Annotated in this window: 18 protein-coding genes; 7 read left to right on the top strand and 11 right to left on the bottom strand. The window is 59.4% G+C overall.

All coding sequences use genetic code 11. The annotated features are described in order from the left end of the window. Positions 1-29 precede the first annotated feature (29 nt). The 3 genes from ACOTYN_RS06320 to ACOTYN_RS06310 are packed head-to-tail and all read right to left on the bottom strand — an operon-like array spanning position 30 to position 3,101. The gene (locus tag ACOTYN_RS06320) at positions 30-914 is read right to left on the bottom strand and encodes an HlyD family secretion protein (RefSeq protein ID WP_332956679.1); all 885 of its coding nucleotides are present in this window, start codon (positions 912-914) and stop codon (positions 30-32) included. Then, entirely contained in the window at positions 911-1,126 is a 216-nt protein-coding gene (locus tag ACOTYN_RS06315; protein ID WP_014882886.1) for a DUF1656 domain-containing protein, read from the bottom strand. Before ACOTYN_RS06315 ends, ACOTYN_RS06320 begins: the two co-directional genes overlap by 4 nt. Further along, on the bottom strand, positions 1,119-3,101 hold the full coding sequence (locus ACOTYN_RS06310; RefSeq protein ID WP_332956681.1) for an FUSC family protein: 1,983 nt from the start codon (positions 3,099-3,101) through the stop codon (positions 1,119-1,121). The genes ACOTYN_RS06315 and ACOTYN_RS06310 overlap by 8 nt, the downstream gene beginning before the upstream one ends. Positions 3,102-3,177: 76 nt before the next feature. On the opposite strand from ACOTYN_RS06310, the gene ACOTYN_RS06305 reads away from it, so the two are divergent. Continuing rightward, positions 3,178-3,972, top strand: coding sequence for an AraC family transcriptional regulator (locus ACOTYN_RS06305; protein WP_014882884.1), 795 nt, complete (start codon positions 3,178-3,180; stop codon positions 3,970-3,972). On the opposite strand, the gene ACOTYN_RS06300 is transcribed toward ACOTYN_RS06305, so the two are convergent. Then, positions 3,969-4,859: an oxidoreductase gene (locus tag ACOTYN_RS06300; protein ID WP_332956684.1), complete on the bottom strand. Its 891-nt coding sequence runs from the start codon at positions 4,857-4,859 to the stop codon at positions 3,969-3,971. The genes ACOTYN_RS06305 and ACOTYN_RS06300 overlap by 4 nt on opposite strands. A 105-nt stretch (positions 4,860-4,964) precedes the next feature. Between ACOTYN_RS06300 and ACOTYN_RS06295 the strand changes: the two genes are divergently transcribed. Further along, entirely contained in the window at positions 4,965-6,086 is a 1,122-nt protein-coding gene (locus tag ACOTYN_RS06295; RefSeq protein ID WP_332956687.1) for a YbdK family carboxylate-amine ligase, read from the top strand. Here the strand turns inward: ACOTYN_RS06295 and ACOTYN_RS06290 are convergent. From ACOTYN_RS06290 to ACOTYN_RS06280, 3 genes are all read right to left on the bottom strand, one after another. Next, positions 6,037-9,171, bottom strand: coding sequence for an efflux RND transporter permease subunit (locus tag ACOTYN_RS06290; protein ID WP_332956690.1), 3,135 nt, complete (start codon positions 9,169-9,171; stop codon positions 6,037-6,039). The two genes, ACOTYN_RS06295 and ACOTYN_RS06290, sit on opposite strands and share 50 nt — an antisense overlap. A gap of 9 nt (positions 9,172-9,180) precedes the next feature. Next, positions 9,181-10,242 carry an efflux RND transporter periplasmic adaptor subunit gene (locus tag ACOTYN_RS06285; RefSeq protein ID WP_179120593.1) on the bottom strand — a complete coding sequence of 354 codons (1,062 nt, stop codon included), beginning with the start codon at positions 10,240-10,242 and terminating at the stop codon, positions 9,181-9,183. A gap of 157 nt (positions 10,243-10,399) precedes the next feature. Further along, on the bottom strand, positions 10,400-13,108 hold the full coding sequence (locus tag ACOTYN_RS06280; protein WP_332956692.1) for a cation-transporting P-type ATPase: 2,709 nt from the start codon (positions 13,106-13,108) through the stop codon (positions 10,400-10,402). Between the two features lie 488 nt (positions 13,109-13,596). Between ACOTYN_RS06280 and ACOTYN_RS06275 the strand changes: the two genes are divergently transcribed. Next, a complete protein-coding gene (locus ACOTYN_RS06275; RefSeq protein ID WP_023332302.1) occupies positions 13,597-13,845 on the top strand; it encodes a DUF1158 domain-containing protein in 249 nt (82 codons plus the stop codon). Positions 13,846-13,902: 57 nt separating this feature from the next. Here the strand turns inward: ACOTYN_RS06275 and ACOTYN_RS06270 are convergent, their stop codons facing one another. Together ACOTYN_RS06270 and ACOTYN_RS06265 are read right to left on the bottom strand one after the other, a co-directional pair. Then, positions 13,903-14,244 (bottom strand): RamA family antibiotic efflux transcriptional regulator, encoded by a 342-nt coding sequence (locus ACOTYN_RS06270; RefSeq protein ID WP_014882877.1) that lies wholly within the window; start codon positions 14,242-14,244, stop codon positions 13,903-13,905. 32 nt (positions 14,245-14,276) lie between these two features. After that, positions 14,277-15,404, bottom strand: coding sequence for a RomA family MBL fold metallo-hydrolase (locus ACOTYN_RS06265; RefSeq protein WP_071922519.1), 1,128 nt, complete (start codon positions 15,402-15,404; stop codon positions 14,277-14,279). A 165-nt stretch (positions 15,405-15,569) separates the two neighbouring features. On the opposite strand from ACOTYN_RS06265, the gene ACOTYN_RS06260 reads away from it, so the two are divergent. From ACOTYN_RS06260 to nfsB, 3 genes are all read left to right on the top strand, one after another. Continuing rightward, positions 15,570-16,160, top strand: coding sequence for a TetR/AcrR family transcriptional regulator (locus ACOTYN_RS06260; RefSeq protein ID WP_014882875.1), 591 nt, complete (start codon positions 15,570-15,572; stop codon positions 16,158-16,160). Further along, the gene (locus ACOTYN_RS06255; RefSeq protein WP_332956696.1) at positions 16,150-16,518 is read left to right on the top strand and encodes an MmcQ/YjbR family DNA-binding protein; all 369 of its coding nucleotides are present in this window, start codon (positions 16,150-16,152) and stop codon (positions 16,516-16,518) included. Before ACOTYN_RS06260 ends, ACOTYN_RS06255 begins: the two co-directional genes overlap by 11 nt. Positions 16,519-16,638: 120 nt before the next feature. Then, positions 16,639-17,292, top strand: a complete 654-nt coding sequence (gene nfsB, locus ACOTYN_RS06250) for an oxygen-insensitive NAD(P)H nitroreductase (protein ID WP_014882873.1) — start codon at positions 16,639-16,641, stop codon at positions 17,290-17,292. A gap of 27 nt (positions 17,293-17,319) precedes the next feature. Here nfsB and ACOTYN_RS06245 read toward each other — a convergent pair whose 3' ends face one another. Together ACOTYN_RS06245 and ACOTYN_RS06240 are read right to left on the bottom strand one after the other, a co-directional pair. Continuing rightward, complete coding sequence (locus tag ACOTYN_RS06245; RefSeq protein WP_014882872.1) at positions 17,320-17,922, bottom strand: hypothetical protein; 603 nt, start codon at positions 17,920-17,922, stop codon at positions 17,320-17,322. 153 nt (positions 17,923-18,075) lie between these two features. After that, positions 18,076-18,945, bottom strand: a complete 870-nt coding sequence (locus tag ACOTYN_RS06240) for a helix-turn-helix transcriptional regulator (RefSeq protein WP_014882871.1) — start codon at positions 18,943-18,945, stop codon at positions 18,076-18,078. Positions 18,946-19,052: 107 nt separating this feature from the next. Between ACOTYN_RS06240 and ACOTYN_RS06235 the strand changes: the two genes are divergently transcribed. Further along, complete coding sequence (locus ACOTYN_RS06235) at positions 19,053-20,489, top strand: MFS transporter (RefSeq protein ID WP_071922520.1); 1,437 nt, start codon at positions 19,053-19,055, stop codon at positions 20,487-20,489. The last annotated feature ends 50 nt before the right edge of the window (positions 20,490-20,539 follow it).

Raw genomic sequence — 20,539 nt, 5'->3', positions numbered from 1 at the left:
TTCAGAAGCGGTAAGTTTCGCATATGTGTTTAAAGCTGACTATCCCCAGATCTTCGCCCCACCGCCACGCTCGCCGACAGCCCCGCCACCAGCTCAACCCCCTCCGGCAACCTGTCGATATGAATACGCACCGGCACGCGCTGCGCCAGCCGCACCCAGCTAAAGGTGGGTTCGACGTCGGGCAGCCCCAGCCCGCCCGTTTCGTCGTTGCTGTCCCCGATCCCACGCCCGATGCTCTCCACGTGCCCCGTGATGACCGGATCGTATCCCATCAGCACTATCTGCGCGGCATCCCCGACGCGAATATGGCGCAGTTTAGTCTCCTCAAAATACCCCACCACCCAGAAGCTGTGGGCATCGACGATGGCGACCTTTGTCTCCCCCGCCGTCGCGTAGTCTCCGGGCCGAAGCCGCAGGTGCGTAACGTACCCCGAGACCGGCGCATGCACGGTGGCGTGCGCCAGATTCAGCTCTGCCAGATCCAGCGCGGCCAGCGCGCCGTGATAATTGGCCGCCGCGACGTTCGCCGCGCTGCCGGTTTGCTGCACATCCTCGCTCGAAATGGCGTTTTTAATCAGCGTGCGGCGATGGGCCGCGTCCTGGCGCATCAGCATCTCATGGCGTTTCGATTCCACATCCGCCTGCGCGCTGGCCACCGCCAGCCTGAGCCAGCGCGGATCGATGGCGTAGAGTACATCGCCCCGGTTCACCCACTGGTTGTCCCGCACGGCCACGCTGATGACGGGCCCGGAGACGTCCGGCGCAATCTGCACTACGTCCGCCCGGACGCGGCCGTCGCGGGTCCACGGCGTTTGCGCGTAGTGTTTCCACATCATAAACGCCAGCAGCGTGGCCGCTGCGACGGCGCTTAACGTCAGCGCATAGCGAGCCAGTAAAGAGAGCAGTGATTTCATGACAATAACCCCAACGCGATCAGGCCCTGCATCAGCAGGTAAAAGATGACAATCCAGATTGAAACATCCATCAGCGGGCGAAACGGCAAGCGCCGGTAGACCCTGCTGAGAGAGAAAAGCGCGACGAGGCTCAGCGTGCAGACCAGCGTCGCGAGGGCGGCCATCAGCAGCCCCGGAATAAAAACGCCGCCGATATTAATATCGTTAACCATGGTCTGGCCCCCGTAATGCACAGTGAAAATCCACCAGCCTGAAGACAAACTGGCGCGTAGGTTCATCTGCGGCAGGCAGGTTTTGCTCGATGATGGCGGTAATGCGTTCGCCTAAGGCGTGGCGGTCCGCGGCGTTTATCCGATGAAATAGCGCGTCAACCTCCCTGCCGGGCGGTGTGTCACTGCGGCGTATATGCATGACTGAAAGCCCCAGGCGCAGCGCGTGCAAAAGCCTTTCAAGCGCCTGCTCTGGCGCACGCTCGCTGCGCTGCAAACGCGGCAGCAACAGGGCAGTTCGGTCCATCATCAGGTTGATCCAGTGCGTTTCGTCGACCCGCAGCGTGCCTTTCACGCTGCGGCGAATGTCGCGCTGGCAGAGGTTCAGCAGACGCGTGATGGCGGCGTCCGCCTGCACGGTTTGCATCAGGCTCATGCTGATGACGGCAAAGCCGGTCGCTGCAAAGAGCGCAATGGCGGTGTTAGCCGCGACGGCGAAGTCGCCGCTGTAGTGCGCGCCCAGCTCGCACAGAATGGGCAGCGTCAGGGTGATGCCCATCGCCATAAACGTGGTTGGCGGGCGCGCCTGAAGCGACCCGGCTAGCAGATACGCCGGAGCAAGCACCGCCACCAGCACCGGGAAATCGCTTACCTGCGGCAGCAGCGCAAAGCTGTAGAGCAGGCTAATCACCACGCCCCAGAACGAGCCAATGATGTATTTCACGATGTGGGGCGCCGGCGTGTCGAAACTGCCAAACAGCGTGCAGCAGACGCCAAGGATAGAGACCGCCGTACCGCCATCCGGCCACGCAGAGAAAATCCAGACCAGACAACCGCTCAGAATGATGACGAAAGCCCCCAGCGCCGTGCGGGCGGCGGTAAGCGGGTCGCGGTGGAAAACGTACCCTTTTGCCGCGCGGGTTTGCATCTCCCCAAACGCAGGTTTTGCGTGGTGGATAGCCCCGGAAAGACGCTCGCACTGCTCCAGAAGCGCGATAGCCTCTGAGAGGTAGCGAATAAAACTGACCTGCAGCGCGTCGTCAATCGTCAGCGCATGCGCGGCATACCGATCGATAAGAAGCGTACAGCGTAGCCGCAACGCCTCAGCCGCGCTGCTGGCCCCCGCGTTTTCAGCGGCAAGCCAGGCCTGAACATCCTCCCGCAATGCCTGCATGTCGGCGGGCAGAATTCCGGGCGTCAGCAAGCGATCGTGTAGTTCACAGTTGACGATCGCGAGCCGTGCCAGCCGATCGTGAATCGCTTTTCTGGCCTGCCGCACCGGAGCGGACAGGGCAAAATCATACGGAACATGGTGGCTTATCCCCTGCAGGAACTGCAGCGCCAGGGCCAGATGCAGGGGGCCGGAAGCCGCGCCGGGTTTACCCGCCAGGGTGTCCGCCACCCGACCGCGCGCGGCCTGTAGCGTCTGGGATAATTTCGCGTTGAATAGCCCTGATACGCGTGCGGGCAGCACGTAGCGGTGAATCAGCCCCGCACAGAAAATCCCAATCGCGATCTCCTGCACGCGGACGAGGGCAACGTTAAAAATGCCACCCGGATCGGATACCGCGGGAAAACCAATCAGGCTCGCGGTGTAACCGGCCAGCACGAAGGCATAGGCCCGGGGCGTGCGCTCCAGCAGGGAGAGCCACAGGCAGAACGTGATCCAGCCCGTCAGCACCACACTGCACAGGATCGGCATATTCGCGAAGATGGGCACGATCAGAACGGTCGCGCAGGCCCCGGCCACGGTCCCGGCCAGCCGGTAGAGGCTTCTGCTCAGCGACGCCCCGACCGACGTCTGCGATACGATGTAAACCGTAATAATGGCCCATGAGGGACGTTCGAGACCTATCGACAGCGCGAGGTAGTAAGCCAGCATCGCCGCTGCAAAACTCTTCGCGGAGTAGATCAGCGCGCCCGCATCGTTTCGCAATGTGGCGGGGAGACGCACGTGATGAGAGAAGATTTTATTCATGCCGGGATTATTACCGGCTTGCAGACCCGCTTAAATACTCTATTCTGTCAAAAAATACCTAAATGTTGCCAGAATCATGAAGCCGCAATCCGCTAATACGCTGTATGACCCTGACTCTACCGCCTCTCCTGCCGTGGCGCGTCATCTGGACTTTGTGGACTACGCTGCGGAAGTGCCGGTGCATACCCATCGCAAGGGCCAGCTGATTATTGCCCGTTACGGCGCGGTCAGCTGTTACGCGGAGAATGACATCTGGATCGTGCCGCCAGACTGCGCAGTCTGGATCCCCGGCGGGATCCCGCACAGCGCGAAAGCGACGTGGAACGCGCATCTGAACTATTTGTTTATTGAGCCCGGCGCGGCGGCGCTGCCGGAGAGGTGCTGCACCCTGGCGATCTCGCCGTTGATTACGGAGCTGGTCGACCGCCTGACGCGCGAAGGCGTGGATTATCCTCCCGACAGCCACGCCGCCAGACTGACCCGGGTCACGCTGGATGAGCTCGCCAGCATGCCGCAGCAGAAGCTCAGCCTGCCGGTCTCGACCGACCCGAAAATTCGCGCCATGGCCGACGCGCTGGTCAGCCGCCCTGAGGACAGAAGCACCCTGAAAGACTGGGCGAAACGGCTCGCCCTCAGCGAGCGCTCGTTTGCACGCCTGATGCAACGCGAGACCGGGCTGAGCTTTGGGCGATGGCGGCAGCAGTTGCACCTGATTATTGCCCTGCGGGAGCTGGCCAGCGGCGTGCCTGTCCAGAACGTGGCGGCAACGCTTGGGTATGAATCCGTGAATGCGTTTATCACCATGTTCAGAAAAGCGATGGGCAGCACACCCGCGCATTATTTTGCCGAACGGAAAAACAGCGGCCGTTAACCCGGCCCTTCGCTCCCCGCCGCCAGCAGCGGCACCACCACGTCGCTGATGGGCACCGCAATCCCGTGTTTGCGGCCATAGCGCGGGATCACGCCGTTGCGGATATCCCACTCCATTGGACGGTTGGCCTGACGATCGGCCAGGATCGACGTGCCCAGGTCTTCAGGCGCACGCTGAAAGTTCGCCAGGATCTCCCCGGCCACCGCATCGTCAAGCTTCGCCCCCTCGGCGCGGGCAACGGAAAGCCCCTCGCGCAGATAGGCCAGCGCAAGTTCGCTGATGTCCTCACGCCTGAACATCCCGGCGCGGCGGTTAGCCAGCACCATCAGCCCGGCGACCGCGTTTTGCAGCAGCTTGCGCCAGGCGACCGTGGCGAAATCTGCCGAGAGTTCCACTTCACAGCGCGTACCGCGAAGCGCATCCACCACCCGCTGCGCCTGCGGCACCTCCGGCAGCGTCAGGCGCGGTTTGGCACGCAGCCACACGGAGGCATCCGGCTCGCGCTGTGCCGGGAACCAGACCACCGACGGCAGCACCGTTGCGCCGTTGACCCACGGCTCAAGCTGGGCTTTCTGCTCCACGCCGTTTTGCAGGGCGCAGACCACGGTGTTTTCATCGCACAGCGCGCGCAGCCATCCGGCGCTGTCGGCATTTTGCGTCGTTTTTACCGCGATCAAAACCAGATCGGCGGGACGCGTAATGACGGCAGGATCGGTTAAGACCGGACCGGGTACCACCGTTTCGCCCTCGTCATAACGCAGGCGTAATTCCGGATGTGCGGTACGTCCGCACAACAGCGGCGTGCGGCCCACGTCATGCAGCACCGCGGCAATGGTGGTCCCAATCGCACCGGGACCTATCAGCGCAATCACTGGATTGTCAGACATGATTAACTCCCCTTTTTGCTAAGCCTGCTAACAGTTATACCACCCTGAAAAGTGAGCGCCACGTCGTTGTCTATACTCAACACACAACTGACAACGGAGTGCGCCATGCCTTTACCCGATTTCAGGTCCTCTGAACCGTTCACCCTCGGCATCGAACTCGAACTGCAGGTGGTTAATCCGCCCGGGTACGATCTGAGCCAGGACTCCTCCGCACTGATCGCCGCCGTCAAAGACGACATCAAAGGCGGAGAAGTGAAGCACGACATCACCGAAAGCATGCTCGAAATCGCCACCGGCGTATGCCAGACCATCGACCAGGCAGCGGCGCAGTTCTCGGTGATGCAGCAGAGTATTCTGCGCGCGGCGGCGGAGCAGCATATCCAGATCTGCGGCGGCGGGACGCATCCGTTCCAGAAATGGCAGCGCCAGGAGGTGTGCGATGACGAGCGCTATAACGTCACGCTGGAGCGCTTTGGCTACCTGATTTTGCAGGCCACGGTGTTCGGCCAGCACGTACACGTCGGCTGTCGAACCGGGGACGATGCCATTTACCTGCTGCACGGTCTGTCGCGCTTTGTGCCGCACTTTATCGCCCTCGCCGCCGCGTCACCCTACATGCAGGGCACGGACACGAAGTTCGCCTCATCGCGTCTGAATATTTTTTCGGGATTTCCGGATAACGGCCAGATGCCGTGGGTCAACAACTGGCAGGCGTTCGAAGGGCTGTTCCGCCGCCTGAGCGCCACCAGCATGATCGACAGCATTAAAGACCTGCACTGGGACATTCGCCCCAGCCCGCACTTTGGTACCGTGGAAGTCCGGGTGATGGATACGCCGCTGACACTCGGCCACGCGATAAACATTGCCGGGCTGATCCAGGCAACCTCCCACTGGCTGCTGACCACGCGGCCCTATAAGCATCAGGAGAAGGATTTTCTGCTGTACCGATTTAACCGTTTTCAGGCCTGTCGCTACGGGCTGGAGGGGATTCTGACGGACGTGCATACCGGCGAACAGAAAACCGTGGCGGAAGATATCGCCTGGCTGCTGGAACAGGTTGCGCCATCGGCCGAGAAGCTCGGCGCGACAAGCGCAATCACTGAAATTGCCCTGCTGTTAAAGCAGGGCAAGAGCGAGGCGCAGCGCATGCGGGACTTTATTGCCGACGGCGGCTCGCTTATTTCTCTCGTTCAGAAGCACTGCGAGCTGTGGGCGACGAGTCCGTAAGGCCGTGGCCCCACTCACGCAGACGCTGGAACAGCACGAACAGCGCGGGAATGAACACGATCCCCACGACGGTCGCCACCAGCATACCGCTGAACACCGTGGTGCCAATGATGCGACGGCTCTGGGCACCCGCCCCGGTCGCCAGCATCATTGGCATGACGCCGATAATAAACGACACGGCGGTCATCATCACCGCGCGGAAGCGGCGCGATGCCCCTTCCCTCGCCGCATCGACAATCGTCATTCCGTCCATACGCCGGGCGCGGGCGAACTCCACGATAAGAATCGCGTTTTTGGCCGCCAGCGCGATCAGCAATACCAGACCAATTTGCACGTAGACATCGTTGGCGTAGCCCGCCATCCACAGCCAGACCAGCGCCCCGCCGAGGGCGAAGAGCACCGAGAGCATCACGCTCGCCGGGAGCGTCCAGCTCTCATACTGGGCGACGAGAAACAGCCACGCCATCACCACCGCTGCCAGCACAATCCATATCGCCTGATTGCCGGTCTGCTGCTCCTGATACGACATGCCGCTCCAGGCGTAGTCGTATCCGGCAGGCAGGCTCTCTGCCAGAATTTCGCTCATCACCGCCATCGCGGTGCTGCTGCTCACCCCTTCCGCCGCCGAGCCGCTCACCGACACGGACGGAAACTGGTTGTACTGCTGCAGGAACGGCGCGCCAACGCCCGGCGTGATGGTGACGAGGTTGCTCAGGCGCACCCGCTCGCCGCTGTTGCTGCGCACAAACAGCTCGCTGATTTGCTCAGCGCGCTCGCGCCACTGCATTTCGTTCTGCATGACAACGTGGTAGACGCGGTTGTTGATGCTGAAATCCCCGGCGCGCGTGCCGCCAAAGGCGGTTTGCAGGCTACTGAAGATGCGCGATACCGGCACGTCGAGACGGGCCGCACGCTCGCGATCGACGGTCAGCGTCAGCTGCGGGACGTTGCTGCTCCAGGTGGTGAACACACGGCTTAGCTGCGGGTGCTGATTGGCTTTCATCAGCACCCCGCGCGTCACGCGCTCCAGCTCCGCCGGGCTTTGCCCCGCCTGCGCCTGTATGCGCAGATCGAAGCCGGAGGCGTTGCCCAGCCCCGGCAGGGTCGGCGGCGCGAAGGTCATGATGGTCGCTTCCGGCAGGGCCAGCAGCTGACGCTGCAGGGTAGCCATCACCTCGTCCAGCGGCGGGCGCTCGCTCCAGTCTTTGAGCATGATGGAGATAAACCCGCCGTTGGAGGCGCTGGTGCCGTTAAGAATGTTAAAGCCGGAGACCTGAATCACGTCTTCCACCGCCGGATTTTTAGCGATTAATTCGCGTGCGGTGGTCATTACCGCTTCGGTGCGCTCCAGCGAGGCGGCTTCCGGCAGCTGAACGCTGGCAAAGAAGTAGCCCTGGTCCTCCTGTGGCAGGAAGCCTTTTGGCATCGACGTAAAGCTGAACGCCACCACGGCCGCCGCGCCTGCGGTGGCCAGCAGCGCCAGCCACGGGCGCAGGGTGAATACGCTTACGATCCGGGTATAGCGATTGCGCGTGGCATCCAGCCCGCGGTTGAATCCGCGAAAAATCGTAGCGGGCTGTGCCGGACGCGGGCGCAGCAGCATTGCACAGAGCGCGGGCGTCAGGGTCAGCGCCACCAGGCTTGAGAGCGTGACCGCCGTGGAAAGCGTGACCGCGAACTGGCGGTAAAGCTCACCGACAATCCCCGGCAGCAGCGCCACCGGCACAAATACCGCCAGCAGCACCAGCGTCGTGGCTATCACCGGCCCGGCAATCTGGCGCAGCGCCAGCGCGGTCGCCGCCGTGCGGCTCTGCCCTTCGGCCATCAGCGTTTCGACGCTCTCCACCACCACGATGGCATCATCCACCACCATCGTCAGCGCCAGAATGATGGCGAACAGGCTGAGCGTGTTGGCGGAGTAGCCCAGCGTGTACAGCACCGCAAAAGTGCCCACCAGCGACACCGGAATGGCGAGCGCAACAATCAGCGTCGCACGCCAGCTTTGCAGGAACAGGGATACAATAACAACGACCGCCAGCATCGTCAGCGCCAGCGAGACGCCGATCTCCTTGATGGTGGCCGCAACGAAGGTGGTGGTATCGAATTTCACCTCGTAGACCAGGTCGTCCGGGAAGCGCGACGCGAGGCGCTCCAGCTCGGCGCGCACCGCGTCGGCCACGCGCAGGGCGTTGGCGGACGGTGTCGGGTAGATGCCGAGGTAGGCGGAGTCGTGTCCGTTCAGCTGCGCGCCGGAGCTGTAGCTACGCGAGCCAAGCTCGATGGTGGCGACGTCCTTCAGGCGCACCAGCTGGCCCATCTCGCCGGCGCGGATAATGATGTCAGCAAAATCATCAGCCTGGTTCAGGCGCCCCAGCCCGTTAATGGTCAGGGTCTGCTGCTGGCCGTTAAACACCGGCGGCGTGCCGACCTGGCCCGCCGCTCCCTGCACGTTCTGCTCGCGCAGCGCCTGCGCCACGTCGTCAGTGGTGACGTTCAGGGCGTTCATGCGGTCCGGACGCAGCCAGATGCGCATGCTGTAGTCGCGCGCGCCAAACATCTGCACCTGACCGACGCCCGGCAGGCGCGACAGCGCCTCGCGCACCTGGGTGCTGGCGTAGTTACTGACGAACAGCGGCTTGTGGGTATTGTCAGGTGAGTAAAGACTTACCCCCATCATCAGATTGGTGGCGCGTTTGCGCACCTGCACGCCGTTTTGCTGCGCCTCCGCTGGCAGTTGCGCCACGGCCTGCGCCACGCGGTTTTGCACGTCGATGGCGGCTAAATCCGGATCGGTCCCCGCGGCAAAGGTGATGTTAAGGCTGTAGGTGCCTTCATCCGAACTCGTGGACTCCATGTACAGCATGTGATCCACGCCGTTAAGCTGCGTCTCCAGCGGCGTGGCGATGGCCTCCGCCACGTCAGCCGAACTGGCCCCCGGCCAGCTGGCAGAGACATTCACCACCGGCGGCGTGATCTGCGGATACTGCTCCACCGGGATAATCTTCAGCGCGATGGCCCCCAGCAGGGTAATGACCAGTGCTATCACCATCGCAAAGCGCGGGCGTTTGATGAAAAACGTCAGCATGATGGCTCCTTAATTCAGTATCTGGACGGCAGCACCGGGCTGTACACGCTGTGCACCGTCAGTGATCGCTCGCTCACCAGGCTTAACACCGGAAGCAATCTGGAACAGCTGCCCAACCTGCCCGGCAATTTTTAGCGGGCGTTTTTCGGCGTTTCCGTCGGCACTCACCACCCAGGCAAAGAATCCATCGCCATTCTGCTGGACCGCAGCGGCAGGGAGCGTCAGTACCGGCTGCTCGCTGGCCGGGCGCAGCGTCACATTTACGTTGCCGCCGGGCAACAGCTGATGGCGCGGGTTGGCAAACCCGGCGCGCAGCATCACGCTGGCGGTGCGCGGGTCGATGCGGTTATCCACCGAGGTCAGTTCACCCCGGATACGCTGTCCGTTGCTGTCAATGAATACCTGCCACGCCTGTTTCATGGCGCTGATATCTGCATGCTGTCCGGCTTTGGTGGCAAAGGCGCCCTCTTCCAGCGCAAAAGCGATGCGGATCGGATCAAGCTGTACTACCTCCACCAGCACACCGCTTGCGGGGTTGACCAGGCTACCTGCGTGGAAGTTGCTGTGCCCCACGCGACCGTCAATCGGCGAGGTGATGCGGGTGTAGTTCAGGGTGACGTTGCGTGCGTCGAGCCGGGCTTTGGCCTGCTCCAGCGCGGCGCGGGCGACGTCGCGCTGCATACGCGCGTTGTCCACGTCATGACGGCTGATGGCCTTGCTGCTGCCCAGGCTTTCAAAGCGGGAAAGCTGCTGCTGCGCCTGGCGCAGCGTGGCTTCAGCGCTGTTGACTTCGGCCTGCGCCAGACGCACGGCGGCACGCGGCTCGGCATCGTCCAGCTCAAACAGCACATCCCCTTTTTTCACATACTGCCCGTCGCGAAAGTGGATTTTAGTGATAACACCTTCCGTGCGGGCGCGCAGCTCAACGGTGTGGATGGCTTCAATGCGCCCCGGGATCTGACGCTCGGCGGCGTGGGCGGTCTGCTCCACGTTGGCGACGCGCACGGGAATGGCGGCGAAGACGGGTTGCAGGGTGCAGGCAAGGAGTGCGAACAGGAGTGGGAATTTCATGGAAGTACCTCAGCGTGATTTCCCCCTCACCCCGCCCCTCTCCCCAAAGGGGAGAGGGAGAAAACCGAGCGACCCTTCCCCCTCAAAGCCGAGGGAGAAAACCGGACGGTCCCCTCTCCCCTATGGGGAGAGGGTTAGGGTGAGGGGTAAGGTTTTGTTATGCAGCCTTACGGAACCTGCGGGTCAGTCGCTTCTCGATTTCAACGATGAAGAACATCACCCCTGCAACCGCCAGCGTCACAAACCAGTAGCGGAGCGGCAGCGCTTCGGTGCCAAACAGCATCTGCATAAACGGCAGGTAGATGATGGCGGCCTGGAGCAGGAACAACACGCCCGTGACCAGCCAGATGCCTTTATTCGCCAGCAGACCACGGTTCAGGGAGAACCCTTCAGTGTTGCGGCAGTTAATCATGTACACCCACTGGGCGCAGACCAGCATCTGCAGCAGCACGGTGCGGATGAACTCCGCGCTGAGGCCGCGCGGGGCCAGCCAGGCCTCCAGCGCAAAGGCGGCAATGGCAATCATGGTGCCGACAAAGGCCACGCGCCACACCGCGTAGGCGTCCATCACGTGCTGCCCGGTCTGACGTGGTGGACGGCGCATGATATTGCGCTCGGCGGCTTCAAAGGCCAGACCGAAGGAGAGCGTGGCGGAGGTCGCCATGTTCATCCACAGAATCAGCACCGGCGTCAACGGAATGATGTTCCCCGCCAGCAGCGCAATCACAATCAGCAGCCCCTGCGCCAGGTTGGTCGGCATGATGAACAGAATGGTCTTTTTCAGGTTGTCGTACACGCGACGCCCCTCTTTCACCGCACTGGCGATGGTGGCGAAGTTATCGTCCGTCAGGACCATGTCCGCCGCCTCTTTGGTCACTTCCGTGCCTTTGATGCCCATTGCGATGCCGACATCCGCCTGACGCAGCGCCGGGGCATCGTTCACACCGTCGCCGGTCATGCCGACAATCTCACCTTTGTCCTGCAAGGCCTGCACCAGGCGCAGCTTATGCTCCGGGCTGGTACGGGCAAAGATGTCATAGGTCACCGCCGCATCCGCCAGCTCGGCATCGTTCATCTTCTCAAGCTGATAGCCGGTCACCGCCTGCTCGCTGTTGGTGATCCCCAGCATCTGGCCGATGCTCATCGCCGTCTGCGGGTGATCCCCGGTGATCATCTTCACGCGGATCCCCGCCTGCTGACAGGCGTTAATGGCATCAATCGCTTCCGGGCGCGGCGGATCCATCATTCCGGCAATGCCGAGGAAGATCAGGCCGTGGCTCAGATCGTCGTGCGTGAGCGCCGTTTCGCCATTGGCTGGCTTAAACGCCGCCGCAACCATGCGCAGTCCCTGACGCGCATAGCGCTCCATCTCGTTTTCCCAGTACGCACGGTTGAACGCTTCGGTCCCGTTGCGTGTCTGCTGCTGCTCGCACAGGGCGAAAATCACGTCCGGCGCGCCGGTGATCAGGATCTGCTCCTCGCAGCCAATCTGGTAGTGGGTGCTCATGTACTTGTACTGCGAGTCAAACGGGATCTTGTTAACCAGCGTCGTTGTTACCGGCGCGAGGTTGGCTTTCGCCGCCAGCACCTTCAGCGCGCCCTCGGTTGGCCCCCCGGTGATGCCCCACAGGCCGCGCTCGTCCTGAATCAGCTGGCTGTCGTTACAGAGGTCAATAGTGCGCAGGTACTGCTCCAGCACGGTGCCCGGCTGGATCTGCACTGGCTCATCGCTGCCTTCCAGATAAATGTTGCCCACCGGCTCATAGCTGTTGCCGTCCACGCGGTAGCAGGTGTCGGCGGTGATGATGGCTTTGACCGTCATCTCGTTCATGGTCAGGGTGCCGGTTTTATCCGAGCAGACCACGGTCATCGCGCCCAGGGTTTCAACCGTCGGCAGCTTGCGGATGATCGCCCGCTTGCGCGCCATCGCCTGCACGCCCAGGGAGAGGATAATGGAGATAATTGCAGGCAGACCTTCCGGTACGGAGGCGACCGCCAGGCTGATGAGGGAGAGCAGCAGCTCGCCCATTGGGATCTCGCGGAATGCCAGGCTGAAGACGAACAGCGCGGCCATCATCGCCAGAATAATGGCGAAGATCGCCTTACCCAGCTTGTCCATCTGCACCAGCAGCGGCGTGCGGTGTTTTTCAATGCCCGCCATCATCTGATTGATATGGCCAAGCTCGGTCTCCTGCCCGGTGGCAATAACCACGCCCACGCCACCGCCCGCGCTCACGGTAGTGCCGGAGAAGACCAGGTTGGTGCGATCGCCCAGCGGCAGCTCACCGTTCAGCGGCTGAGTATGTTTATCCACCACGGTGGATTCACCGGTCAGAATCGCCTCTTCCACGCGTAAATTATGCGCCTCAATTAAACGCATATCCGCCGGAATACGATCCCCGGCGCGTAATACAATAATATCGCCCGGGACTATTTCAGTTGTGGGGAGCGTTTCATGATTGCCATTACGAATGACGCGCGCTTCGCTGGAGAGCATGTTACGAATACTCTTCAGGGATTTTTCCGCGTTGCTTTCCTGAATATGACCAATTAAGGCATTGATAACCGCCACGCCTAAAATAACCAGCGTATCAACCCAATGCACCATGACCGCGGTTAATACCGCGGCGGCAAGCAGGACGTAAATCAGTACATCGTTAAAATGCGCGAGAAAGCGCAGCCAGCCCGGCTTGCCTTTTTTCTCCGGCAATGCATTCGGGCCATGTTTTTGCAGACGCGCCTGCGCCTCTGCGCGGTCCAGACCGCTCACCTGGCTCTGCGTATGAGCCAGCACCTGCTCTACGGTCTGCTGGTATGCCAGCCCGCCGGAAGGCGGCATGTTTGGGGATAATTTTTTTTCGGTCATCGTATTTTTCCTTCAATATCCGGTGAACAGAAGCCTGAATTCCTTTCGGGCTTTAATTTATTCATTTTTAAGTCTTGCGGCTAAAATTGATCTACCGCAATATATTTACCGCTGGGTTATTCAAAATTAATTACGATTATTTCGACAAGCTGATTTTTACAAAATATTTCTAAACCAACGCTAAACGAGGGGGAAGCATGTTTGGTATTTATCGCGGACGACGCCTGGCGTTATACATTGTCGCAGCCATTGTTATTGCAACGTTAATTGGATATAGCACATATAGTTTTGTAAAATTATTTTCATGATGCAGACATCTATTTACATGGCATAATATTAATATAATCACCACGATTAAATCATTCTCCTTACGCGCTTTATTTGCCGGAGAAGGTGATTATTTCATTAAAAAAGCCCAGGCAGGTTGATATTGCTTTACGTTAAAGGATGCCGGACAATGACATTTTTAACTGACGATTAACATTACGATGAAACACCCGTTAGAATCGCTGCTGACTGCCGGGGGCATTTTATTACTGGCGCTGATCTCTTGCCTGCTGTTACCCGCGCCGTCGCTGGGCCTGGTGCTGGCGCAAAAGTTGATGACGACCTTTCACATGGTCGATCTGAACCAGCTTTACACCATTTTGTTTTGCGTGTGGTTTTTACTGCTTGGCGCTATCGAATTCTTCGTGCTGCGTTTCGTCTGGCGCCGCTGGTTTTCACTGGCGTCCTGAATACATAAAAAAAGCCGGGTAGCAGCTTCGCCTTACCCGGCCTGTGTGTTGTCAGTTTCAGTGCGTCCGACTGTGGTTTTCCTTGCGGTACGCCCCTGGCGGCTGATGGAAGGTGCGGGTAAAGATGCGCGTGAACGTCTGCTGCGATTCAAACCCGTAGCGCAGGCAGATCTCATAAACGCGCTCGTCCGATTCACGCAGATCCCGTGCCGCCAGCAGCAGCTTGCGTTCGCGAATATAGCGCCCCAGGCTTTCACCTTTATACTGCATAAACAGCCGCTGCAAATGCCATTTGGAGTAACCCGCATGGCGGGCAATGTCTTCAATGCGTAACGGCTGGTGCAGGTTGTCGTCGATCCATTCGACGATCGTATCAATGACTTGAGCGGAAATGGTCATACTGCTCTCCCCTTCTGCTTCTTGCTTAAACATTATTCCCACCACTGACGAAAAGTTTGTGTGGTATCACTCACCCGAACGGGCTCGCCCAGTTCCGGCGTGAGCAGTCGATAGTTTTTATCCTTACTGGCTTTTGCCAGCTGGATCAGCGGGTCGTTCCAGGTGTGTTTCGCCAGCACAAAACGACCGTTATGCCCCGGCACCACCGCCTTTGCATTCAGGTCGACCGACGCCTGAGCCGTCTCCTCTGGCAGCATGTGGATGTACTTCCAGTCCTGGTCATACTGGCCGTTTTCCATGATGGCTAAATCCACATCACCAAACTGCTCGCCGATTGCCTTAAAGTGCGGGCCGTAGCCAGAATCTCCGCTGTAGTAGATCTTCTGCTCTGGGGTGACAAACATAAAGCTGCCCCACAGCGTCTGGTCACGTTTAATGCCTCGCCCGGAGAAGTGACGTGCGGGCAACAGGTGAACCGTCAGCGCATCGCTGATGTGCACCGACTGGTTCCAGTCGCGTTCGTCGATAATCTCTGGCTTCATCCCCCAGTAGCGCAGGTGTGACCCTACCCCGAGCGGCGTCACCACGCGTTTCACCTTCGGCAATAACGCCCTGATAGTGGCGTAATCCAGGTGGTCGTAGTGATCGTGAGAGATAATCAGCAGGTCGATCTCCGGCATGCTCGCCGCGCGCCACGGATACTCCCCCGCAAAGGCTTTATTGAGAAACGAAAACGGCGCGGCATAGTTACCAAGGACCGGGTCGATCAGGATGCGTTTTCCCGCCAGCTGCAGATACCAGGAGGAGTGGCCGAGCCATACCAGCGTGTCCTGCTCCAGCGGCAGGCTCGCCAGATCGGTTTTCACCAGCGGCAGCGGCTGAGCCGGGCGGGCATTTTCGGTTTTACGGGTCAGGAATTGCCACCACGCCACCAGCATATTTTGTTGGCCGGTAAAGCCAGGCGTCGGGAGCGTATTGTGGAATTTCCCCTCGTAGTAGTGCGGAGACGCTTCCACTTCCGTGAGCTGCGCACCCTGCGGTGGCTGGCCAAAACCGGCATTCAGAACAAACGGTAAACTCGCAGCTGAAGCAATAATCATGACGAACACCACGCAGATGAAGAGAGTTTTTTCATATCCTGACCCGAAAACGCGAGCCATCCGATGGTTTGCGTGGGGTAAACTTGATTATGAGTGAGTAAGCACTCATTATAGATATGATGAGAAAGTCGTCAAGACGTTTTCGATCTTTGACATTCCGCGTTGCAGCGTGTCAAAGCACGTGTTTCAATCAGGGTTTTTATCAATGAAAGGGGGAAAAATTTAGTGGCACGTCCGAAGAGTGAAGATAAAAAACAGGCCTTACTGGACGCCGCAACGGCGGCATTTGCACAGTCAGGTATTGCCGCCTCAACGGCGCTCATTGCCCGTAAGGCGGGTGTCGCCGAAGGCACCCTGTTCCGCTACTTTGCTACCAAAGACGATCTGCTGAATGCCCTCTATCTGCACCTGAAGCAGGATCTCTGCCAGACCATGCTGGCGAACCTCGATCGCACCATCACGCTGCCGAAAGAACATACCCGCAATATCTGGAACAGCTATGTGGACTGGGGGATTCGTAACCCCGTGGCGCATGCGGCTATTCGCCAGATTGGGGTCAGTGAAAAGCTGAGCGCCGAAACGGAAATGGCGGTGAAAGAGATGTTCCCGGAACTGCATGAACTGTGCCGTCGTTCGGTGCGCCCGGTGTTTATGTCGGATGAATTCAAAACGTTTGGCGATGCGCTGTTTTTATCGCTGGCCGAAAGCACGATGGAGTTTGCCACCCGCGATCCGTCCCGCGCCGTCGATTTTAAAGCCCTGGGTTTTGAAGTGATGTGGCGTGGACTGGCTCAGGAGGAGAGCGATGGACAGTAAATCCTTGCAGGAACACGCGAAGCGCGTCGCGCTGGAGATGCCTTTTACCGAATACTGCTGGCCGTTCGGCCCGGAGTACGACGTCTTCAAGGTCGGCGGGAAAATTTTCATGCTGATGGCAACCGCACACGGACGGCCGCACGTTAGCCTGAAATCCGATCCTGAAACGTCGCTGTTAAATCAGCAGATCTACCGGGGCGTTGAGCCTGGTTACCATCTGAATAAAAAACACTGGATTTCCCTTTACGGCACCGAGGACATCACCCCGGAACTGGTTGCCGACCTGATTGCAGATTCCTGGAATCTGGTCGTTGATAAACTGCCGAAGAAAGACCAGAAGTGGATACGCCCTGCCTGATTGTTCGTCTGAGACGAACAGATTAAGCGCTCGAAATGCACTTATCTTTTGCCGCTTTGCGCGGTAATCTGCTCTCCTTTCGCGCCCGCGTACGGGCGAATTTCATTACCAGGAGTAGTTATGGATATCATTTCTGTCGCCCTGAAACGCCACTCCACCAAGGCGTTCGACCCGACTAAAAAACTGACCGCTGAAGAAGCAGAAAAAATCAAAACCCTGCTGCAGTACAGCCCGTCCAGCACCAACTCCCAGCCGTGGCACTTTATTGTGGCCAGCACCGAGGAAGGTAAAGCGCGCGTGGCGAAATCCGCCGCAGGGACCTATGTGTTCAACGAACGCAAAATGCTGGACGCCTCTCACGTGGTGGTGTTCTGCGCGAAAACCGCGATGGACGATGCCTGGCTTGAGCGCGTCGTGGATCAGGAAGAAGCCGATGGTCGTTTTAACACGCCAGAAGCCAAAGCCGCGAACCATAAGGGCCGGACTTACTTCGCCGATATGCACCGTGTGGATCTGAAAGATGATGACCAGTGGATGGCGAAACAGGTTTACCTGAACGTCGGTAATTTCCTGCTGGGCGTGGGTGCCATGGGTCTGGATGCAGTGCCAATCGAAGGTTTCGATGCCGCGATCCTCGACGAAGAGTTTGGCCTGAAAGAGAAAGGCTTCACCAGCGTAGTGGTGGTGCCGGTTGGCCATCACAGCGTGGAAGATTTCAACGCCACGCTGCCGAAGTCTCGCCTGCCGCTGAGCACGATTGTGACCGAGTGCTAATCCCGACGGGCCGCCGCGCGCGGCCCGTTACGTTTTACTGATGACCAGTCTGCGATGCGGATGGACATCACGATCGTTTCCCCAGGCAAAAGCAATCCAGCGTTCTTCCAGTTCAGCGTATGAACTCACTGGTGTTAATTCCCACTCTGCGCCTACCGTACCGTCCGCCACGCTTATCTGGTAATTCATGCTGAACGCCCAGTCTATCATCCGCAACCAAAACCGCTGCCCGTCTCCCGTTTGCTCGCTGTCTGAGACCACGATATCGTATTCTCTGAGCACCCACTGAAAGAAAAGTTGTGGCAACCCGCTGATAACGGATTGATGGACCGCACGGGGCGTACGCCAGACCATCACTTGCGTGGCGGCACCGTGAGGAAAGGTAATTTCTTTATGAAACGTCAGCTTCACGGCATATGCCGTATAAGGCTTACCGTCGTCGGTAGTCACGAGACGGTATTCATCGCTATAGCGCGACTTCAGAAGCCGATACCCCACAGGCAACAAAAAACCTGGCAGATGAAAATCCACCGTGCCCCGCAACAGAAACGCTTCGGTATGTTCAACGTTTTGAGTGATAAGCCCAAGTTTTTGGCTAAATTCTGCGGAATCAATCATCAGTGGCGACATCGGTGGTTTCTCATCGCGTAAGTATAGTCCACTTCACTACTCATCTAAATGATGTAGATTCAGCAGGTTGGTCTCATTCAGACCTTATCTTACGCAATGTGAACCGACACGGCAGGATCCGTGCTGATTCCCTGAAAACGTCTCGCAAAAAAATTATTTAGCCTGTTCTGCCAGCCATGCCATCGCCCTCTCCCCCGCCTCGTCCACCGGTAAATAGACCAGCAGCCGCGACCCGTTTCGCGGTGCGGAGTACCAGTACATCTGCTGCAGCGTAAAATCCCCCAGCTCGGGATGGGTAAACAGCTTGAGCTGGTTCTCCACGCCGCGCACGTCGTTGCGCTGGTGCCACAGCGTTTTGAACTCCTCAGACACCGCAAAGAAGCGCGCCAGTTTAGCTTCCCACAGCGGGTCGCCCCGGTGCTCGGCCATCGCCGCGCGGAAATAGGAGACAAAAATCGGCAGCACATCATCGCGTCTGCCGAGCCGCGCGCGCCACGCGGGATGGGTGAGAAACAGGTAAATACAGTTGCGGTCCTCCGGCGGGATTTCATTGAAATCAACGCCCATCAGATGCCCAAAACTGTCGTTCCACGCCACGATATCGAAATTGGGTTTCTGGATGCTGGCAGGTTTTGGCATCAGCGTATCCAGCAGGCGACGCGTGCCTTCGCTGATCCCCTCGCAGCAGACCGCCTGCGGTGCTTCGCCCGGCGGCAAACCGGCGAGCACGAAAAGATGCCGGGCTTCGGTCGGAGTACACTGCAGGGCTTTCGCTATGGCTGCCATCACCGCGCTGGACGGATTGACGTCCCTGCCCTGCTCAAGCCAGGTATACCAGGTCACACCCACGTCGGCGAGCATCGCCACCTCTTCGCGGCGCAGACCCGGCGTGCGGCGGCGTCCGCTGCGCGGCAAACCGAGACGCTGCGGATCGAGGCTTTCACGCCGGGCGCGTAAAAATGCGCCCAGCTGTTTTCGCGTGTCATCCTGAAGTGAGGCGACGGGTTCAGACATCAACGCCATAAATCCCCCTGCATGGTAGTGCCAGTACCAGTATAAGCAAGAACTGGTACCCGTTTATCAGATGGTTGATGCTACGACCATCTGATGAATGACGCAATGGAGTTACCATGAATACGTCAGTTGTTTCACCGGGTCGCGCAGGCCTGATATTGCTGTTAACCGGCCAGATGCTACCCATGATTGATACCTCAATCACTAACGTGGCGCTGGACGCCATTACCCATTCACTGCACGCAACCGCCACCGAGCTGGAGCTGATTGTCGCGCTTTATGGCGTGGCGTTTGCCGTCTGCCTCGCGCTCGGCAGCAAGCTGGGAGATAATCTTGGCCGCCGTCGCCTGTTTATGTGGGGTGTGGCAATCTTTGGCCTGGCCTCGCTGCTGTGCGGAATGGCGGGGAACATTGAACAACTGCTGGCCGCGCGTATTGTTCAGGGGGCGGGTGCCGCCCTGATCATGCCGCAAATTCTTGCCACGCTGCACGTCACGTTAAAAGGCACAGCCCACGCGAAGGCGATTAGCCTGTTCGGCGGCATTGGGGGGATTGCGTTTATCGTCGGCCAGATGGGCGGCGGCTGGCTGGTATCGGCGGATATCGCCGGACTGGGCTGGCGTAACGCCTTCTTTATTAACGTCCCCATCTGCCTGGTGGTGCTGGCGCTGAGCCGTCGCTACGTGCCGGAAACCCGCCGTGAAACGCCGTCGCGCATCGACTGGGCAGGGACAGTCTTGCTGGCCATCATGCTCTGCTGTCTGCTGTTCCCGATGGCGCTCGGCCCACAGTGGCACTGGCCGTGGTCGCTAAAGGTTATGCTTCTCGCCATTATTCCGCTGGCCTGGCTGATGGCACAGAATGCGCGCAAAAAAGAGCGTGGAAATGCCCATCCGCTGATCCCACCGCGTCTGCTTCAGCTCCGCAGCGTTCGCTTTGGCATCGTGATTGCGCTGCTCTTTTTCAGCGTCTGGTCCGGGTTTATGTTCTGTATGGCGCTGACCATGCAAACCGGTCTGGGGATGGCGCCGTGGCAGTCCGGGAACAGTTTTATCGCCCTCGGGGTGACCTATTTTATCTCCGCGTGGTTCGCGCCGCGGCTGATTGCGCGCTACAGCACCAGCACGATTCTGCTCACCGGCCTGGCAATCCAGATAATCGGCCTGCTGGCGCTGATCGCCACGTTCCGCTACTGGGGAGTGCAAAATACGGCGCTGACGCTGGCGCCAGCCACCGGGCTGGTAGGCTACGGTCAGGCGCTGATTGTGAACAGCTTCTACCGCATCGGGATGCGCGATATTCAGCCTGATGACGCAGGGGCCGCCAGCGCCATCTTAAGCACCCTGCAGCAGGCCGCGCTGGGGCTTGGCCCGGCCATTTTCGGGGCGATTTTGCTGCACGGGCTGCAACATCATCACGGGGATTACGCCCAGGCGATTAACTTTTTCCTGACGGTGGAAACCGGCCTGATGGTCATCCTGGCGCTGGCCACGCTGCGCATCCGCCATCGGCTGTGTTTACCCGTCGTGAAGGTCTGCCAGGCAAGCAAATAAACCTGAGGTATTTGCATAATAGATCCGCAGCCGCCATTATGGGGCTGCAT

This window comes from Enterobacter cloacae complex sp. IR5458, from assembly GCF_049238025.1.
In the GTDB taxonomy this organism is placed as follows: domain Bacteria; phylum Pseudomonadota; class Gammaproteobacteria; order Enterobacterales; family Enterobacteriaceae; genus Enterobacter; species Enterobacter kobei.
This window is presented reverse-complemented; position numbering and strand designations above follow the sequence as displayed.

Excerpts from the sequence above, each read along its gene's own strand:
- ACOTYN_RS06320 (WP_332956679.1), bottom strand. The coding sequence starts at position 914 with ATGAAATCACTGCTCTCTTTACTGGCTCGCTATGCGCTGACGTTAAGC.
- ACOTYN_RS06315 (WP_014882886.1), bottom strand. The coding sequence starts at position 1,126 with ATGGTTAACGATATTAATATCGGCGGCGTTTTTATTCCGGGGCTGCTG.
- ACOTYN_RS06310 (WP_332956681.1), bottom strand. The coding sequence starts at position 3,101 with ATGAATAAAATCTTCTCTCATCACGTGCGTCTCCCCGCCACATTGCGA.
- ACOTYN_RS06305 (WP_014882884.1), top strand. The coding sequence starts at position 3,178 with ATGAAGCCGCAATCCGCTAATACGCTGTATGACCCTGACTCTACCGCC.
- ACOTYN_RS06300 (WP_332956684.1), bottom strand. The coding sequence starts at position 4,859 with ATGTCTGACAATCCAGTGATTGCGCTGATAGGTCCCGGTGCGATTGGG.
- ACOTYN_RS06295 (WP_332956687.1), top strand. The coding sequence starts at position 4,965 with ATGCCTTTACCCGATTTCAGGTCCTCTGAACCGTTCACCCTCGGCATC.
- ACOTYN_RS06290 (WP_332956690.1), bottom strand. The coding sequence starts at position 9,171 with ATGCTGACGTTTTTCATCAAACGCCCGCGCTTTGCGATGGTGATAGCA.
- ACOTYN_RS06285 (WP_179120593.1), bottom strand. The coding sequence starts at position 10,242 with ATGAAATTCCCACTCCTGTTCGCACTCCTTGCCTGCACCCTGCAACCC.
- ACOTYN_RS06280 (WP_332956692.1), bottom strand. The coding sequence starts at position 13,108 with ATGACCGAAAAAAAATTATCCCCAAACATGCCGCCTTCCGGCGGGCTG.
- ACOTYN_RS06275 (WP_023332302.1), top strand. The coding sequence starts at position 13,597 with ATGAAACACCCGTTAGAATCGCTGCTGACTGCCGGGGGCATTTTATTA.
- ACOTYN_RS06270 (WP_014882877.1), bottom strand. The coding sequence starts at position 14,244 with ATGACCATTTCCGCTCAAGTCATTGATACGATCGTCGAATGGATCGAC.
- ACOTYN_RS06265 (WP_071922519.1), bottom strand. The coding sequence starts at position 15,404 with ATGGCTCGCGTTTTCGGGTCAGGATATGAAAAAACTCTCTTCATCTGC.
- ACOTYN_RS06255 (WP_332956696.1), top strand. The coding sequence starts at position 16,150 with ATGGACAGTAAATCCTTGCAGGAACACGCGAAGCGCGTCGCGCTGGAG.
- nfsB (WP_014882873.1), top strand. The coding sequence starts at position 16,639 with ATGGATATCATTTCTGTCGCCCTGAAACGCCACTCCACCAAGGCGTTC.
- ACOTYN_RS06245 (WP_014882872.1), bottom strand. The coding sequence starts at position 17,922 with ATGTCGCCACTGATGATTGATTCCGCAGAATTTAGCCAAAAACTTGGG.
- ACOTYN_RS06240 (WP_014882871.1), bottom strand. The coding sequence starts at position 18,945 with ATGGCGTTGATGTCTGAACCCGTCGCCTCACTTCAGGATGACACGCGA.
- ACOTYN_RS06235 (WP_071922520.1), top strand. The coding sequence starts at position 19,053 with ATGAATACGTCAGTTGTTTCACCGGGTCGCGCAGGCCTGATATTGCTG.